Below are 16,220 nucleotides of genomic sequence, written 5' to 3'. Positions count from 1 at the left end.
ATCGTGAGGACGCTGATTCGACAGGTGCTCGTACTATTCGCCGCTCTGACGGTGATCACGGGTGGTTTGTATCCGCTCGTCGTGACCGGAATCGGGCAAGTCGTGTTTCCGTGGCAGGCGAACGGGAGTCTGCTAAAGCGAGACGGAAAGGCGGTCGGCTCCGCCGTCATCGGTCAGCAATTCGACGCGCCGCAGTATTTCTGGGGACGTCTGTCGGCGACCACGCCGAATCCGTACAACGCGCAGAGCTCGAGCGGTTCGAACCTGGGGCCGACGAATCCGGCGCTTGCCGACGAGGTGAAAGGTCGGATCGATGCGCTCAAGGCCGCAGGAACGGACGTGTCGAAGCCTATACCCGTGGATCTCGTCACGTCGTCGGGCAGCGGGCTCGATCCGGACATCACGCCAGCCGCAGCGGCCTATCAGGCGGAGCGGGTGGCGAAGGCGCGAGGCTTGTCGGTCGATCACGTCAGTCGCCTGATTGCCGACAACACGAGCGGACGCCAACTTGGCGTACTGGGCGAGCCACGCGTCAACGTGCTGAGGCTGAACCTGGCACTCGACGCAGTGAAGCCGATGCGCTGACGACCGATTGGGGCCGCCGAGAACGATTCGGCGGATGCCAATGGAGAGGTACCGCGATTGCGTGATTGTCCTGTGATCTGTCTCCCGGTGAGCGGCGCGTTTCGGAATCCGGTTCATTGTAGGTCGGCGGCGGCTATGTGAGCCGAAGTCGGCGGTGGCTGGCTCGACAAAACGGCGTTTGCCGAGCGTGAGCCGAGGGAGGAGGCAACGAGATGGCATTTTCGTCTGCTGCAAGGCACGGACGATCGATTCGAACCCATCGGCAAGGTCGGCCATGATCGAACCGGCCGTTACTGTCGTGCTGATCGATGACGAGACGTGCATTCGACATTTTGTAAGCACGGCGCTCGCGCGAGAGGGCTTGGCTGTCTTCGATGCCGGCACGGACGCGCGGGGATTGGATGAGATTGCGCGGCGACATCCGGATCTCCTCATCGTCGACATCAATTTGCCGGACATCGATGGCGTGGATCTGATCAGGGAGATCCGCCGCTCGTCGAGTGTACCGTTGATCGTTTTGTCGTCGCGGGATCGGGAATCCGACAAGGTCGCCGCGCTGAATGCAGGAGCGGACGATTATCTGACGAAACCGTTCGGGTTACCAGAATTGGTCGCACGAATCCAGGCGCGCCTGAGGCGGCTGGCTAGCAATCCGCGCCATTGGGAGGGTATCGTGCGTTTCGGATGCGTCACGATCGATCTCGGCGAGCGGAGAGTGATGCGCGAGGGCGGAACTGTCCATTTGAGCCGTACGGAATATCGACTGATCGCATTGCTCGCGCAACATGCCGGACGACTGTTGACGTATGACCAGTTGCTGACGGAGATATGGGGACCGTCGCATACGCAAGGCCAGCATTATCTGCGCGTTTATGTCGGGCATTTACGTCAGAAGCTGGAGCGTGACCCAGGGCAACCGGAGCACATCTTGACGGAAGCTGGCGAGGGATACCGGTTGGTCGGGGTGCAGTAGCTGCGCGTTGTGGATGATGGGCGGCTTCTGGGGGGCGGTGCATCCCGATCGTTTCTTGTCGTGCAGGCTCTTGAGGGTGGCTTCTCGCCGTCGCGCAGGCCACGCATTTTGCCCAATCCAGTACGTTCTCGATTCGGCTGCGCAGGCGCGATGCGGTCTCGTTTTTCGTTAGCCAGATCGGCCTCAAGCACTCGACGCACGAGGTCCGTGTGGATGTCGGCCGGGCGCAATGCGCCGATGATGGAATAGGCGTAGGTCGCGAGGGTGTTCCGTCCACTGTTGCATGTGCTTCGGATTCACCCATCCGCACTGCGTGCCTCGATAAACGCCGTGGCGTACTGCTTGAAGCGCGCGGGCTGCGTCGATCTTGCGGCGGGCCTTCTCCTGCTTGCGCAGCATCGCAGGATCGTTGCCGCCCTGCACGGCCGCGCGATGCTCGTTCCGTGCCGCTCCGCTCTTGCGGCCTCTAGCGTGACGCGTGGGTACGGGCCGATCTGTATCAAGCCTTCGCGGCCGTCCGGCTTCATGTACCGGAACTGCCAGTACTTCAATCCGTTGGGCTTGACGAGCAATGCGAGACCGCCGCCATCGCTAAGGCGATAGACGCGTTCGCGCGGCTTGGCCGCGCGGCATTGCAGATGACGTAAGAGGCTCTCAGGCATTGTCGTTATAGGTCCAAAAAGTACCCGGAAAAGTACCCGGCAAAATTTGGAATTTTACGACTTTTCTTGGACGCTCACGAAAGCTTGGATGGCCAGCAAACCCTTGTCCGGCTTGGCTTTGCGGCATTTCTTGAGAGGCGGGGAAAGCGTGTCCTGGCGGAAGCGGTGAGATTCGAACTCACGGACGGTTGCCCGTCGCTGGTTTTCAAGACCAGTGCCTTAAACCACTCGGCCACGCTTCCAAGGCCGTGCATTGTAACCGAAATGACGCGCGAATCGATCGCGGCAACCCGGCCGATTCGCGCCGCCGCTCGCTCGTCGGTTATCCGCCGATCATTCGTCGCGCAAGAAGAGCGCCTGGAGATCGTTGAGGAAGCGTTGGCCGAGCGGCGTCGGCGCGATGCGCGTGTGATCGTGCACGATGAGGCCGCGCCGCTCGGCTTCCGCGAGCGCGGGTCCGATCGCGGCGAGCGACAGGCCGGTGCGCTCCGCGAAGCTGTGCGTGGGCACGCCTTCGACGAGCCGCAGCGCGTTCAGCATGAACTCGAACGGCAGATCGCGCGGCCCGACCTCGCGCTCCTCCTGCACGGCCGTGCCCGCTTTTGCCTGCTCGATGAACGTCGCAGGATGCTTGTGGCGCGCCTGGCGGAGGATCCGGTTCGGAAACGACAGTTTCGTGTGCGCGCCCGCGCCGATCCCGAGATAGTCGCCGAAGCGCCAGTAGTTCAGGTTGTGCTTGCACTGCCGATGCGGCTTCGCATAGGCGGACACCTCATAGCGCTCGTAGCCCGCCTGCGCGGTGCGCTCGTGCAGCCAGTCCTGCATGTCGGCCGATGCATCGTCGTCCGGCACGACGGGCGGGAATTTCGCGAAGTACGTGTTCGGCTCGAGCGTCAGGTGATAGAGCGACAGATGCGGCGGCGCGAACGACAGCGCGGTCTCGAGATCCGTGCGGCATTCGTCGAGCGTCTGGTTCGGCAGCGCGAACATCAGGTCGAGATTGAAGTTGTCGAACGTGCGTGCGGCGATTTCGACCGCGGCGCGCGCCTGCGCGGCGTCGTGGATCCGGCCGAGCGCCTTCAGATGAGCCTCGTTGAAGCTCTGGATGCCGATCGACAGGCGGTTTACGCCGCTCGCGCGGAATTGCGCGAACTTCGCCGCCTCGAACGTGCCGGGATTCGCTTCGAGCGTGATCTCGGCGTCCGCATCGAGCGGCAGGAGCGCGCGCACGTCGGACAGCAGCCGGTCGAGGCCCGCCGCCGACAGCAGGCTCGGCGTACCGCCGCCGATGAACACCGTATGCACCTGGCGCCCCCAGACGAGCGGCAGCGCCTGCTCGAGGTCGGCGCGCAGCGCGTCGAGATAGCCGTGCTCGGGCAGCGCGCCGCCGTCCTTCCATTCGTGCGAGTTGAAGTCGCAATACGGGCACTTGCGCACGCACCACGGGAAGTGCACATACAGCGCGAGCGGCGGCAGCGACGCGAGCCGGATCTTGCCGGGCGCGGCGAACGTCGCGACGACGCGCGCGCCGTTGGCGGCGTCGCTCATCGAATCTCTCCCAGCCGCGCGACGAGCGACTTCAGCGCGAGCGCGCGATGGCTCACCGCGTTCTTCGCGGCCGGATCGAGCTCGGCTGCGGTCGCGCCGAGCGCCGACACGAGGAAGTGCGGATCGTAGCCGAAGCCGTGCGCACCGCGCGGCGCGTCGACGATCTCGCCCGCCCAGCGGCCTTCGGCGATGATCGGCTCCGGATCGTCCGCGTGGCGCACGAGCGCGAGCACGCAGCAGTAGTACGCGCGCCGGTCTGCGACGTCGCGCAATTGTTCGACGAGATACGCATTGTTCGCCGCGTCGCTCTTTTCGCGGCCGGCGCGCTGCGCGTAGCGCGCCGAATAGACGCCCGGCGCGCCGCGCAGCGCGGCCACGCACAGGCCCGAATCGTCGGCGACGGCGGGCAGACCCGTCGCGCGCGACGCATGGCGCGCCTTCGCGAGCGCGTTCTCGACGAACGTCACGTGCGGCTCGTCCGCTTCGGGCACGCCGAGTTCGCCCTGCGGCACGACGTCGATGCCGGCCGTCGAGAAGAGGGCGGCGAACTCGCGCAGCTTGCCCGGATTGTTCGAGGCGAGGACGATACGCGAGCGCGCGGCGTCGGTCGATGCATGCGACATCTCAGGCCTCCAGCGCCGCGCGCTGCAGACGCACGAGCTCGCCGATGCCGGCTTGCGCGAGGTCGAGGAGCGCGTTCATCTCGGCGCGCGAGAACGGCACGCCTTCCGCGGTGCCCTGTACCTCGACGAAACCGCCCGAGCCCGTCATCACGACGTTCATGTCGGTGTCGCAAGCGGAGTCTTCGTCGTAGTCGAGATCGAGCACCGGCGCTCCGCCGAACACGCCGACCGAGATCGCCGCGACGTAGTCGGTGATCGGCGAGCGCGCGATCTTGCCTGCCGCGACGAGCTTCGTCACGGCATCGTGCGCGGCGACGAACGCGCCCGTGATGCTCGCCGTGCGCGTGCCGCCGTCGGCCTGGATCACGTCGCAGTCGAGGTGCAGCGTGCGCGGGCCGAGCGCGTCGAGATCGAATACCGCACGCAGCGCGCGGCCGATCAGTCGCTGAATTTCCTGCGTGCGGCCCGTCTGCTTGCCGCGCGCCGCCTCGCGGTCGCTGCGCGTGTGCGTTGCGCGCGGCAGCATCCCGTATTCGGCGGTGAGCCAGCCCTGGCCGCGGTCGCGCAGGAACTCGGGCACGCGCTCGGCGACGCTCGCCGTGCAGATCACCTTCGTGTCGCCGAATTCGACGAGCACCGAGCCTTCGGCATGCTTCGTGTAGCGGCGCGTGATGCGCACGTCGCGCAGTTGGTCGGCGCGCCGACCGCTCGGGCGTGGGGAGGAATTCGTCATCGGGAGCAATGTGCTTGAGGGGAAATCAGGATTTTACCGCGCGCACGGCGCGTCGGTCCGGCGGGTCCGGCCCGCAAAAATGGGATAATGACCGTTTCGCGCCCCGCGCCTCGTAAGCGCCGGGCGTCTCGAATCCTCCTGGCCCGCTGGGCCATCAAACGACGGGACGAACGATGATCTACAGCATGACGGGCTATGCGAGCGCGACGCGCGATCTCGCGACGGCCTCCGGCAACGGCGGCACGAGCGTATCGGTCGAATTGCGGACCGTGAATTCGCGGTTCCTGGACCTGAATTTCCGGATGCCGGACGACGTGCGCGCGTGCGAGCCGGCGCTGCGCGAGATGCTGATGAACAAGCTGTCGCGCGGCAAGGTCGACGTGCGCATCAACCTGCAGCGCGGCGACCAGAACGTGAACGCGGGCGCGCTGAACCAGGCGGCGCTCAGCCAGCTTGCCGAGCTCGAGCGCGCCGTGCTCGACGCGTTTCCAGGCGTCGGCCGCATGCGTGCGGGCGAGATCCTCCGCTGGCCCGGCGTGCTCGCCGAGAGCGGCGTGTCGGCCGACGCGCTGCGCGACGCGGTGCTCGCGTGCGGCAAGGAAGCGATCGGCGAGCTCGTCGTCGTGCGCTCGCGCGAGGGCGCGCAGCTCGCGACGATGCTGCTCGCGAACGTCGCCGAGATGGAGGCGATCGTCGCGCGCATCATGCCGCTCGTGCCGGAGCTGATCGAGAAACATCAGCAGAAGATCGTCGAGCGGCTGCAGGAAGCGCTCGGCATCGCCGCGCCGGAAGGCAGCGCGCCCATCGCATCGCGCGAGGAGGCGGCCGAGCGAATCCGTCAGGAAGTGACGATGTACGGCATCCGCATCGACATCGCCGAGGAGCTGTCGCGCCTTACCGCGCATCTGAACGAGACGCGCCACGTGATCGAGAAGGGCGGCCGCGTCGGCAAGCGTCTCGACTTCATGATGCAGGAGCTGAACCGTGAGGCGAACACGCTCGGCTCGAAGGCGGCGGCGAAGGAGCTCGCCGACGCGTCGATGGCGCTCAAGCTGCTGATCGAGCAGATGCGCGAGCAAGTGCAAAATCTGGAGTAGCGCAACATGACTGATTCGAACCGCGACGGCGCGGCAGCGCACACGCTGCACGCCGGCGTCTATCCGGGCAATCTCTTCATGGTCGTCGCGCCGTCGGGGGCGGGCAAGTCGACGCTCGTCAACGCGCTCTTGTCGAAAGATTCGGAGATCTGCTTATCCATTTCGTACACGACGCGCAAGCCGCGTCCGGGCGAGCAGGACGGCGAGCACTATCACTTCACGACGGTCGACGATTTCCGCGAGCGTCACGCGCGTCACGAGTTTCTCGAGAGCGCCGAAGTGCACGGCAACTACTACGGCACGTCCCGCGTCTGGATCGAAGAGCAGATGAAGAACGGCCACGACGTGCTGCTCGAAATCGACTGGCAGGGCGCGCAGCAGGTGAAAAAGCAGTTCCGCAACGCGGTCGGCATCTTTATCCTGCCGCCGTCGCTCGTCGCGCTCGAGGAGCGCCTGAAGAAGCGCGGAAAGGACGAGCCGAACGTGATCACGCGGCGCCTGCTCGCCGCGGGCAGCGAGATCGCGCATGCGGCGGAAGCGGAGTACGTCGTCATCAACGAAACCTTCGAGCATGCGCTCGCCGAGCTCGAATGCATCGTCGCCGCAACGCGCCTGCGCTTCACGTCGCAATATGCGCGGCACGCCGAACTTTTCATCGAGCTCGGCATTCATCTGCCGCATGCCGAGTGACGGCGGCGCACGAAGCACATAAGGTAGAATAAGCAACATATTCAGAAGGAACGACCCAACATGGCTCGCATTACCGTTGAAGACTGCCTGAAGCAGATTCCGAACCGCTTCGAACTGGCGCTCGCCGCCACTTATCGCGCGCGGCAGCTCGCGCAAGGCCATACGCCGAAGATCGAAAGCCGCGACAAGCCGACGGTCGTCGCGCTGCGCGAGATCGCGGCCGGCCAGGTCGGTGTCGAAATGCTGAAGAAAGTGCCGGTTTAAGGCACACTCGGATTTCTTCAGCCATGTAGTCCCCGCGCAACCGACGTGCGAACCAAGGAGGCGAAAATGAGCACCACACCATCGTCCGCCTCCTCGGAGGCCGGCCACGCCGAGGCCACCGCACCGTCGCCCGCGCGTCAATACATCGACGCGGTCCTCGAACAGTCGTTTCGCCATCTGTTCGGGCCGACCGCAACGCCGGAACAGCCGCGCAAGCACGGCGTCGTCTCCATCGCGAAACTGACCGCCGCGCTTGCCGACTACCTCAGTCCCGAGGAAATCAAGGAGGTCAAGGCGGCGTTCCACTTCGGCGACGAAGCTCACCTCGGTCAATATCGCCAGAGCGGCGAACCTTACATCACCCATCCCGTCGCCGTCGCGGAAATCTGCGCCGGTTGGAAGCTCGACGCCCAGGCGATCATGGCGGCGCTTTTGCACGACGTGATGGAAGACCAGGGCGTGACGAAGAGCGAGCTCGCCGAGCGCTTCGGCCCGAAGGTCGCCGAGCTCGTCGACGGTCTGTCGAAGCTCGACAAGATGGAGTTCAGGAGCCGCGAGGAAGCGCAGGCGGAGAACTTCCGCAAGATGCTGCTCGCGATGGCGCGCGACGTGCGCGTGATCCTCGTGAAGCTTGCCGACCGCCTGCACAACATGCGCACGCTAGGCGCGGTGCCGGTGGAAAAGCGCCGCCGCGTCGCGCGCGAGACGCTCGACATCTATGCGCCGATCGCGCACCGCCTCGGGCTGAACAATACGTATCGCGAGCTGCAGGACATGAGTTTCGCGAACTTCAATCCGAATCGTTACGCGACGCTCGAGAAGGCGGTGAAGGCCGCGCGCGGCAACCGTCGGGAAGTGATCGGCAAGATCCTCGAGTCGGTGCAGCGCGCGATGGCGGATGCGAAGATCGGCGCCGAGATCACCGGCCGCGAGAAGACGATCTACAGCATCTACAAGAAGATGCGCGACAAGCAGTTGTCGTTCTCTCAGGTGCTCGACGTGTACGGTTTCCGGATCGTCGTCGAGCATCCGCTCGACTGCTACACGTGCATCGGCGTGCTGCACGCGCTCTACAAGCCCGTGCCGGGCAAATTCAAGGATTACATCGCGATCCCGAAGGTCAACGGCTATCAGTCGCTGCACACGACGCTCGTCGGCCCGTTCGGCGCGCCGATCGAGTTCCAGGTGCGCACGCGCAAGATGCACGAGATCGCGGAAGCCGGCGTCGCCGCGCACTGGCTCTACAAGAACGGCGGCGCGGATCTGAATGATGTGCAGAAGCGCGCGCACCAGTGGCTGAAGTCGCTGCTCGACATCCAGAGCGAGGCGGGCGATTCGAGCGAATTCCTCGAGCACGTGAAGATCGATCTGTTTCCGGATGCGGTCTACGTGTTCACGCCGAAGTCGAAGATCATGGCGCTGCCGCGCGGCGCCACCGCGCTCGACTTCGCGTATTCGATCCACAGCGATCTCGGCAACCAGTGCGTTGCCGTGAAGATCAACAACGAGCTGCTGCCGCTGCGCACCGAGCTGAAGAGCGGCGACATCGTCGAGGTGATCACTGCGCCGTACTCGAAGCCGAATCCCGCGTGGCTCGGTTTCGTGCGCACCGGCAAGGCGCGCTCGGCGATCCGGCATTACCTGAAGACGATGCGCCTGAACGAATCGGTGCAACTGGGCGAGCGGCTCGTCGACCAGAGCCTCAAGGGCTACGGGCTCGCGCTTGCCGACGTCACGCCCGAGGCATGGGAAAAGCTCGTCCAGTGGACGGGCAACAAGAGCCGTCAGGAAATCTTCGCGGACATCGGCCTCGGTCGCCGCGTGGCCGCCGTGATGGCGAAGCGCATCGAAGTGCTGATGAGCGGGCGCGACGCCGACGACGATCTGCCGCGCGCCGAACGTCATGCGGCGAACCATGCGCCGCCCGTCGTCATCACCGGCACGGAAGGAATGTCGGTGCAGCTGTCGGCGTGCTGCCGGCCGATTCCGGGCGACGACATCATGGGCTACATCGGCATCGGGCTCGGGATGGCGATCCATACGACCGCGTGCCGTGTCGCGCAGCGGATCCACCGGCGCGATCCGGGCCGCTGGATCGACGTCGCGTGGGCGCCGCAGCCGGGACGTCTGTTCGACGTCGCGGTGAAGGCGCTCGTGAAGAACGCGAAGGGGATCTTCGCGCGCGTCGCGGCCGACATCACGTCGGCCGACGCGAACATCGTCCATATCGCGATGGACGAGGATCTGACGCACGAATCGACGGTGCTGCGCTTCGTGATCCAGGTGAGCGACCGCGTGCACCTCGCGAACGTGATGCGCCGCGTGCGCACGAATCCGGACGTGATGCGGATCATGCGTGAGCGTTCGAACGACGACGTCGTGCATGCGCGGCACGACGGCGGAATGCGGATCGATCGCGAACGGCAGGACTACTAGCGCGAACCGTGCCCGAGAGGCGAGTGCGGCGTGTCGTCGACGGCGGCCTTGGGCCGCCATTTTCATTGTGCGCCCAGCATGGGCGCAATCTTGTGGGTGCAAGTCCCACCATGAGTTGACCACAGCGAATGAAGCGAAGCGCAACTGCGTGCGGGTGACCAAGCGTGGAGCGAAACCGCGAGCCGATGGACAAGAACCGGATAGAAGGCGGTGCCGATCAGGGCGAGCAGGCAATGAACTGTAAAGCGCTCGTGGTCAAGGGTCGGCGGCGTAAATCCGGCGGTTGTGAGGAGATCCGACGTTCACAGCTACGGCTTCCGCCCGGGACGCCGGGCGCGTGACGCGGTGCTGATGGCACAGCGGCACGTGCGGCGGCTAGCGGGTGGTGGTTGATGTGGATCTGGAGAAGTTCTTTGATCGGGTCAATCACGACATTCTGATGGAAAGGCTGTCGAGTCGGATCGACGACAAGGCCGTGTTACGGCTTGTTCGTCACTACCTTGTAGCCAGGATCATGGATGGCGGGGTGGTCATGGAGCGTCACGAAGGTACGCCGCAAGGCGGGCCACTGTCGCCGCTGCTGGCCAATGTGCTGTTGGACGAGGTGGACCGGGAACTGGAGAAGCGAGGCCGCCGCTTCGTGCGCTACGCCGACGACTGCAATGTGTATGTGCGTAGTCGCAGCGCGGGCGAACGGGTGCTGGACGGTTTGCGCAGGCTCTACGACCGACTCCACCTGCGGGTCAATGAGGCCAAGACGGCGGTTGCTCAGGCGACCGGTCGTAAGTTCCTGGGCTACGAACTGTGGCGCAGTGCGGACGACCGGATCAAGTGCGCGGTTGGGGGGGGGTGAGCGGGCGGCATATGCCGGCTCCGTAGCGGGCTGGTGACGCGGCAGCGCACCGCGCGCGTACAAAAACAAAAGGCCTTCCCGGAGGAAGGCCCTTCATAAATGGTGCGGCTGGCAGGATTTGAACCCACGACCCCTTGGTTCGTAGCCAAGTACTCTATCCAACTGAGCTACAGCCGCACGCAAAGCGGTACAACTTTGAACTGCAAAAGACTCTCTCGGGAGAAAGCCCTCGAAAAAGTGGCGCGGCTGGCAGGATTTGAACCCACGACCCCTTGGTTCGTAGCCAAGTACTCTATCCAACTGAGCTACAGCCGCACGCAGAAGAAAGATTATAGCAAACAAATTTAAAAAGGGAAGTCTTTCGCGGCGATTTATCGGATGAAGCTGTTCGTGTAACCTTACAGCATCCGATAGCCGTTGAAATTGCATCATGAACAAAGCGTTTGTGAAGGAGTCGGACGGAGACGACGACCTCGAACACGCGCAGGCAGCCATCCCGCCTGGCGCGAAGAACTACATCACGCCGGCGGGCCACAAGCGCCTGCGCGACGAGCTGCTGCACCTGATCGACGAGGAGCGCCCGGAGGTGGTGAAGCTCGTGTCGTGGGCGGCGTCGAACGGCGACCGCTCGGAGAACGGCGATTACATCTACGGCAAGCGGCGTCTGCGCGAAATCGACCGCCGCATTCGCTTTCTGACGAAGCGGCTCGATCTTGCCGAAGTTGTCGATGCGAGCCGCCAGGAGAACGCGGACCAGGTGTTCTTCGGCGCGACCGTCGATTACGCGACGCAGGATGGCGCTGAGCATACGGTGACGATTGTCGGCGTCGACGAGGTCGATCTGGATCGCGGACACGTAAGCTGGATCTCGCCCGTTGCGCGCGCGCTGCTGAAGGCGCGCGTCGGCGATACGGTCACGCTGCTGACGCCGGTCGGTCCGGAGCCGATCGACGTGCTCGACGTCCGCTATCCGGCGCCGGGCGCGGCATAAGCGTAGTCGAGGGAGGGCGCTTCGCTTCTCGTGCGTCTGCGGCGAATGCGGATCGGCCGATGCGCTGTTCGCGAGCGGGGGCGGCGGAGGTTGTGCCGACAGCGTGACCGCGGCTGCGTAGCGCGTCTGCTCTACGCGACAGAGCATGAAAAAAGCGCCCCATTCGAGGCGCTTTTGATTGGTGCTGAACCGCGATCGATTAGAAGCGGTGACGCAGGCCGGCCGTGACAGCGACCTGCTTTTCGCTCGACGACATGCCGCCGATGCCGTTGATGTAAGCACCGAGGCCCGTGCCGTCGCTGTTGACCTTCTGATACACGCCTTGCAGGTACACGTCCGTGCGCTTCGACAGCGCGTAGGCCGTTTGCAGGTTGAACTGGTTCCAACCCGGGTGTTGGTTCTCGATGAAGCCCGCAGTGTACGTGTACGAGCCCGAGACCGTCCAGGCCGGCGTGATCGCGTAGCGTCCGTTCACTTCATAGTTGTTGAAGCGCATGAACGTGCCGTCGAGCGCGATGCCATCCGCAACGCCCGATGCGCCCGCGCTGATCGCCGTCGCGCGGTTGACTCGCGATTGCGTGAACACGAAGCCGGCCGTCGCCGGGCCGTACGTGTAGTTCAGGCCGCCGCCGAACACGCGCTGGCGCTTGCCGACGAACGTGTTGTCGAGTGCGACGGCGCCCGACGCGTTGGAAACCGCCGGACCGAAGTTGTTGTTCAGTTGCAGGTAGCCGGCGCCGATGTTGAAGCCGGCGTAGCTGTACGACACGCCGGCGCTATACGCCCGGTTGTTCGTAAACTGGTCGCTGTTCGAGAAGCCGTACAACGCGCCGAACTTCAGGCCGGCCCAGTTCACACTTGTATATTTGACCGCGTTGTTGATCCGGAACGAATTGTTCAGGTTGTCGTTGTCGAACGGATGGGCGAACTGCGTACCGCCGAATTGCGTGCCTGTCAGCGACAGCGGCCCGATGTAGTCGACGACGCTGTCGTATTGACGGCCGAGCGTCAGCGTGCCGTATTGGTCGTGCGACAGGCCGACGAACGCCTGGCGGCCGAATTCGCGACCATTCTGCTTCAGCGTGCCGTTATTGATGCCGAAGCCGTTTTCCAAGACGAAGATCGCCTTCAGGCCGCCGCCGAGATCTTCGGCGCCGCGCAGGCCCCAGCGGCTGCCGTTGACCGAGCCGGTGGATTGCGACCACGCGCTGTGGCCGCCTTGGTTGTTCGTGTAGGTGATGCCGGCGTCGATCAGGCCGTACAGCGTCACGCTGCTTTGCGCGTGGGCGGCCGTCGCGAAGACGCCAGAGAGAGCGGCAACGATGAGGGTCTTTTTCATTGGGTTTATCTCCGTCCGAAACAGGGTGGATGACGATATCTGACCTGTTCTTCGATGTTCCCGGCCGCTGCTGCGAGAAATGGAGCCGGGGCATGTGTTGGGCGCGCACCGACGCCCGTCATCAAGCTATCCGCAGTGTAAAAGAGCGTTGCCGAAAGTCGAGGAATTCAGTTTAAGAAATAATGTATTTTCTTTTCGGAAATAATAGGGGCATCGGCGAAAACCCTTATGAGGCAAGGCTTCGAGCCTCATCGGGGGAATATTTTTCCGCCCCCGAACCTGCGATAGCGTTGCGCGACAGCGACAATGTGTGGGGAGACGACCGGGTGTGCGTCGCGTAAGAATGTGATTGTTGACGCTTCGACAATAGAGGTTTGTGGGGAGTACGACTAATGAAAGGGAGTCAACTCGTTATACTGCAGCTTCTGCTTACCTAAGCAGACTTTTTCGTTGACGGAAAAGATCTCCAAACCTTTGTCGGCGCGACTTTCCGGTCGCGCTTTTTTTTCGCCTGTCTATTGTTCGTACCAACGCCTGCGGCGCTTGGGCGACTGCGTGTCGGCTTGTTCCTCTCGCACCGGCATGGTGGGTTGCGCCCAGTCTTCCATTACATAGTGACGCGCATCGAGCGGTGACGCGAGCAGGTTTTGCCAGTGATCGCCGTGCCATGTCGCATCGAATTCGCTGGCGAATGTTGTGGACGCCGCTGGTGTGCGGCCCGCCGAATTGCTGCGGCGCGCAATGCCGAGCCGATGTGCGAAACGTTTGATGCCGTTCAGCATGACAGTCTCCCGCGCCCTTAGAGGCGACGGTCAGCATTGCAAAGGTTTTTGCTCGCCGCAACCCGGACAAATACCGAGCCAAGGCCGATTCGCTTGATCGCGGTAGATTTTTCTTTTGCGGAATTAAATGGCGAACTGCCCCGGTAATAATGACAGGTGTTGTTGCGGTTAATTAATTTCTCGCTTCGAGTGTACCGATTCCAGTTGTATTTGTATCAAATCGCATAAGAGGTCATCAAAAATTTTCTTGACTGAATTGGATTCCCCCATTTATAAAAGCACCACCAAGCTTGCGATGCTTCCCGTACGTCGAATGAGGGGGTTGAGGAAGTGCCGGGGCTTTGTGTGACGATATAAGGGCGTAGCCCGTGTTTATTTTTATTTAGTGGGGAACTAGGAATATGGATACCGGTATCGTGAAATGGTTTAACGATGCTAAGGGCTTCGGCTTTATTACGTCGGACAATGGCGGCGAGGATTTGTTTGCCCATTTCTCCGAAATCAAGATGGACGGCTTCAAGACCCTTAAAGAGAATCAGCGTGTTTCGTTCGAAGTGAAAACCGGTCCGAAAGGCAAGCAAGCCGCGAATATTCAGGCGCTTTGAACGCCTGAAACGCACCGAGGGCCGTGCAAACCCCCGCCTATGCGGGGGTTTTGGTTTTTCGGGTGGGTAGAATAGGGATTGCTAGCGCCGCGGGCTGTCCCCCCGCGTCCATCCGACAAAACACGAAGCACCGTCTGCCCGCCATCCATGTCCGCCTCGCCGCTGCTCCACCCTGCAATCGACGCGCCGCTCGCGTTCGTCGATCTTGAAACCACCGGCGGCTCGGCCGTCGAGCATCGCATCACCGAAATCGGTGTCGTCGTCGTGAGCGCGGATCACGTGTCGACCTGGGCGACGCTTGTCAATCCACTGCAGGCAATCCCGCCGTTCATCCAGCAACTGACGGGCATCACGGACGACATGGTGCGCGACGCGCCGACGTTTGCCGACATCGCGTCCGCATTATTCGAGCGACTCGACGGCAAGCTCTTCGTGGCGCACAACGCGAGCTTCGACCGCGGTTTTCTGCGCGCGGAATTCGAGCGGGCGGGCTTTGCGTTCAATCCCGACGTGCTCTGCACGGTGCGGCTGTCGCGTGTGCTCTTTCCGCGCGAGTCGCGCCACGGGCTCGACGCGCTGATCGAGCGCCACGCGCTCACGCCATCGGCGCGCCACCGGGCGCTCGCCGACGCGGATCTCATCTGGCAGTTCTGGCAGAAATTGCACGACGCGATACCGGGCGAGCGGCTGCGCGAGCAAATCGAGCGCACGACGCGCCGTTTCAGGCTTGCGGGCGAGTTGACGGAAGCGCACCTGGAGCGCGCGCCCGCCGGTTGCGGCGTCTACGCACTGTTTGGCGACGACGATGTGCCGCTCTACGTGGGCCGCAGCGTCCGGGTCCGGCAGCGGCTGCGCGCGCTGCTGACGGGCGAGCGGCGCTCGTCGAAGGAAATGCGGCTGGCGCAGCTGGTTCGGCGAGTCGAGTGGCGCGAGACGGGCGGCGAGCTCGGCGCGTTGCTGGTCGAGGCGGATTGGATCGCCTCGCTCACGCCGTCGTTCAACCGGCGGCCCGACCGAAGCGCGGCGCGCCCGGTTCGCGACGCGAACTGGCCGTTCGACGGGCCGGTCGCGTTCGAGGAGCGCGGTGCATCGAGCATCTTCCACGTGGTCGACCGCTGGCGCTATGTCGGCGCCGCTTTTTCCATCGAGCAGGCTGCGGCGGTCGCGGCTCAAGCGCGCGAAGCGAGCGAACGCGGAGCGGACGCCACACCGGCAGTGCGCCGCATTCTGCAAACGCATCTCGCGCGCGGGCTGCAGCTGATTCTGCTTGCGGGCACGGCGCCCGCCGACGCTCAGCCGACGGCGCTTGCGCCGCCCGCCGTGCAGACCTGCGACAGCGCGGTGCCGAGCGCGTCCTTCTGGCCGGAATCGTAGCGCGTCAGTGTTTTCCAGTTCGCGACGCTGCGTGCGAGACGCGACGGACAATCCGGCGCGTCGCGCAGCGGCGCGACGCGAACGAGCGCGGCGATCAGCGATTGCGTCAGCCGATCGAGCTGTGGCCGCGTGCTCGTCGCGAGATCGGGCGTGGGGCGTTCAGGACCGTGCGTCGCGCGCCAGGTCGCAAAGAGCGCGTTCTGCACCTGCTTGCTCGCCGTGATTTGGTCGTCGAAAAAGGCGCGGGCGTAGGCGGGATCCACGCCGTTCGCCGCCGCGCGTCGCTCGACGTCGGCAAGGAGCGCCGCTTCGCGTGGTGGATCCGAGATCGGCTTCTTGTTGATCCACTTCCAGTGAGCGACGGGCTCGGCGAGCGCGAGGCGCTGCGACGCGAGTGCGACGAGGTTCGTGAGCGCGGTGTCGTCGCCGTCGGCGGCGGCGATGCGAGGTCCGGTCAGCACGGCGAGGCCGAGCGCGGCGGCGGCCAAGCTTGCGCGAAGCGACAGTTTCATGGCGAAAAATGACAATGCCGGCTTGCAGGAGCCGGGCGATGAAAAAACAGAAGAATAAGCGAAGACGTTGCGCGGCGACGCGGCGCAAGCAGGAGATCAGCCGACGCAACAACTCCGACCCGGCTGGCCGATGCGGCCCGGGTTCAGCGCGGC

Annotated in this window: 16 protein-coding genes, 3 tRNA genes and 2 pseudogenes; 10 read left to right on the top strand and 11 right to left on the bottom strand. The window is 64.0% G+C overall.

The window, feature by feature from the left end; translation table 11 throughout:
- The first annotated feature begins 3 nt into the window (after positions 1-3).
- Both kdpC and WS70_RS14065 read left to right on the top strand, forming a co-directional pair.
- Positions 4-585 carry a potassium-transporting ATPase subunit KdpC gene (gene kdpC, locus WS70_RS14070; RefSeq protein WP_059598199.1) on the top strand — a complete coding sequence of 194 codons (582 nt, stop codon included), beginning with the start codon at positions 4-6 and terminating at the stop codon, positions 583-585.
- 274 nt (positions 586-859) lie between these two features.
- Entirely contained in the window at positions 860-1,558 is a 699-nt protein-coding gene (locus WS70_RS14065) for a response regulator (RefSeq protein WP_059598200.1), read from the top strand.
- A gap of 133 nt (positions 1,559-1,691) precedes the next feature.
- Here the strand turns inward: WS70_RS14065 and WS70_RS33830 are convergent.
- The 6 genes and pseudogenes from WS70_RS33830 to rph form a co-directional block, all read right to left on the bottom strand.
- Positions 1,692-1,843 (bottom strand): annotated as a pseudogene (locus WS70_RS33830) (phage integrase central domain-containing protein); the annotation flags it as partial.
- Positions 1,844-1,854: 11 nt separating this feature from the next.
- A complete protein-coding gene (locus WS70_RS32925; protein ID WP_226382759.1) occupies positions 1,855-2,220 on the bottom strand; it encodes an Arm DNA-binding domain-containing protein in 366 nt (121 codons plus the stop codon).
- Between the two features lie 154 nt (positions 2,221-2,374).
- Positions 2,375-2,462, bottom strand: a tRNA-Ser gene (locus WS70_RS14055).
- A 91-nt stretch (positions 2,463-2,553) separates the two neighbouring features.
- Complete coding sequence (gene hemW, locus WS70_RS14050; protein ID WP_059598201.1) at positions 2,554-3,768, bottom strand: radical SAM family heme chaperone HemW; 1,215 nt, start codon at positions 3,766-3,768, stop codon at positions 2,554-2,556.
- A complete protein-coding gene (rdgB, locus tag WS70_RS14045) occupies positions 3,765-4,391 on the bottom strand; it encodes an RdgB/HAM1 family non-canonical purine NTP pyrophosphatase (RefSeq protein ID WP_059470210.1) in 627 nt (208 codons plus the stop codon). The genes hemW and rdgB overlap by 4 nt, the downstream gene beginning before the upstream one ends.
- A gap of 1 nt (position 4,392) precedes the next feature.
- Entirely contained in the window at positions 4,393-5,124 is a 732-nt protein-coding gene (rph, locus tag WS70_RS14040) for a ribonuclease PH (protein ID WP_059470211.1), read from the bottom strand.
- Between the two features lie 173 nt (positions 5,125-5,297).
- Here rph and WS70_RS14035 point away from each other — a divergent pair, with 173 nt between their 5' ends.
- From WS70_RS14035 to WS70_RS14015, 5 genes and pseudogenes are all read left to right on the top strand, one after another.
- On the top strand, positions 5,298-6,221 hold the full coding sequence (locus WS70_RS14035) for a YicC/YloC family endoribonuclease (protein ID WP_059598202.1): 924 nt from the start codon (positions 5,298-5,300) through the stop codon (positions 6,219-6,221).
- 6 nt (positions 6,222-6,227) lie between these two features.
- Positions 6,228-6,911, top strand: coding sequence for a guanylate kinase (gene gmk, locus WS70_RS14030; protein ID WP_059470213.1), 684 nt, complete (start codon positions 6,228-6,230; stop codon positions 6,909-6,911).
- Positions 6,912-6,971: 60 nt separating this feature from the next.
- Positions 6,972-7,175 carry a DNA-directed RNA polymerase subunit omega gene (rpoZ, locus tag WS70_RS14025; protein WP_006025620.1) on the top strand — a complete coding sequence of 68 codons (204 nt, stop codon included), beginning with the start codon at positions 6,972-6,974 and terminating at the stop codon, positions 7,173-7,175.
- 66 nt (positions 7,176-7,241) lie between these two features.
- On the top strand, positions 7,242-9,611 hold the full coding sequence (locus tag WS70_RS14020; RefSeq protein WP_059470214.1) for a RelA/SpoT family protein: 2,370 nt from the start codon (positions 7,242-7,244) through the stop codon (positions 9,609-9,611).
- Between the two features lie 303 nt (positions 9,612-9,914).
- Positions 9,915-10,443: pseudogene (locus tag WS70_RS14015) on the top strand (reverse transcriptase domain-containing protein); the annotation flags it as partial.
- Positions 10,444-10,564: 121 nt separating this feature from the next.
- Here WS70_RS14015 and WS70_RS14010 read toward each other — a convergent pair.
- Positions 10,565-10,641 (bottom strand) — tRNA-Arg (locus tag WS70_RS14010).
- 61 nt (positions 10,642-10,702) lie between these two features.
- Positions 10,703-10,779: transfer RNA gene (locus tag WS70_RS14005), tRNA-Arg, on the bottom strand.
- 115 nt (positions 10,780-10,894) lie between these two features.
- On the opposite strand from WS70_RS14005, the gene greB reads away from it, so the two are divergent.
- Entirely contained in the window at positions 10,895-11,455 is a 561-nt protein-coding gene (gene greB / locus WS70_RS14000; RefSeq protein ID WP_059598203.1) for a transcription elongation factor GreB, read from the top strand.
- A gap of 199 nt (positions 11,456-11,654) precedes the next feature.
- On the opposite strand, the gene WS70_RS13995 is transcribed toward greB, so the two are convergent.
- Positions 11,655-12,794 (bottom strand): porin, encoded by a 1,140-nt coding sequence (locus WS70_RS13995; protein WP_059470216.1) that lies wholly within the window; start codon positions 12,792-12,794, stop codon positions 11,655-11,657.
- Between the two features lie 515 nt (positions 12,795-13,309).
- Complete coding sequence (locus tag WS70_RS13990; RefSeq protein WP_082716034.1) at positions 13,310-13,576, bottom strand: hypothetical protein; 267 nt, start codon at positions 13,574-13,576, stop codon at positions 13,310-13,312.
- A gap of 401 nt (positions 13,577-13,977) precedes the next feature.
- Here WS70_RS13990 and WS70_RS13985 point away from each other — a divergent pair, with 401 nt between their 5' ends.
- On the top strand, positions 13,978-14,181 hold the full coding sequence (locus WS70_RS13985) for a cold-shock protein (protein ID WP_010105623.1): 204 nt from the start codon (positions 13,978-13,980) through the stop codon (positions 14,179-14,181).
- Positions 14,182-14,328: 147 nt separating this feature from the next.
- Positions 14,329-15,555, top strand: coding sequence for an exonuclease domain-containing protein (locus WS70_RS13980; RefSeq protein WP_059598204.1), 1,227 nt, complete (start codon positions 14,329-14,331; stop codon positions 15,553-15,555).
- Here the strand turns inward: WS70_RS13980 and WS70_RS13975 are convergent.
- Positions 15,474-16,067, bottom strand: a complete 594-nt coding sequence (locus WS70_RS13975; RefSeq protein WP_059598205.1) for a chorismate mutase — start codon at positions 16,065-16,067, stop codon at positions 15,474-15,476. The genes WS70_RS13980 and WS70_RS13975 overlap by 82 nt on opposite strands.
- Positions 16,068-16,220: the final 153 nt, after the last annotated feature.

Origin of the sequence: Burkholderia mayonis, from assembly GCF_001523745.2 — a bacterium.
Lineage (GTDB): Bacteria > Pseudomonadota > Gammaproteobacteria > Burkholderiales > Burkholderiaceae > Burkholderia > Burkholderia mayonis.
This window is presented reverse-complemented; position numbering and strand designations above follow the sequence as displayed.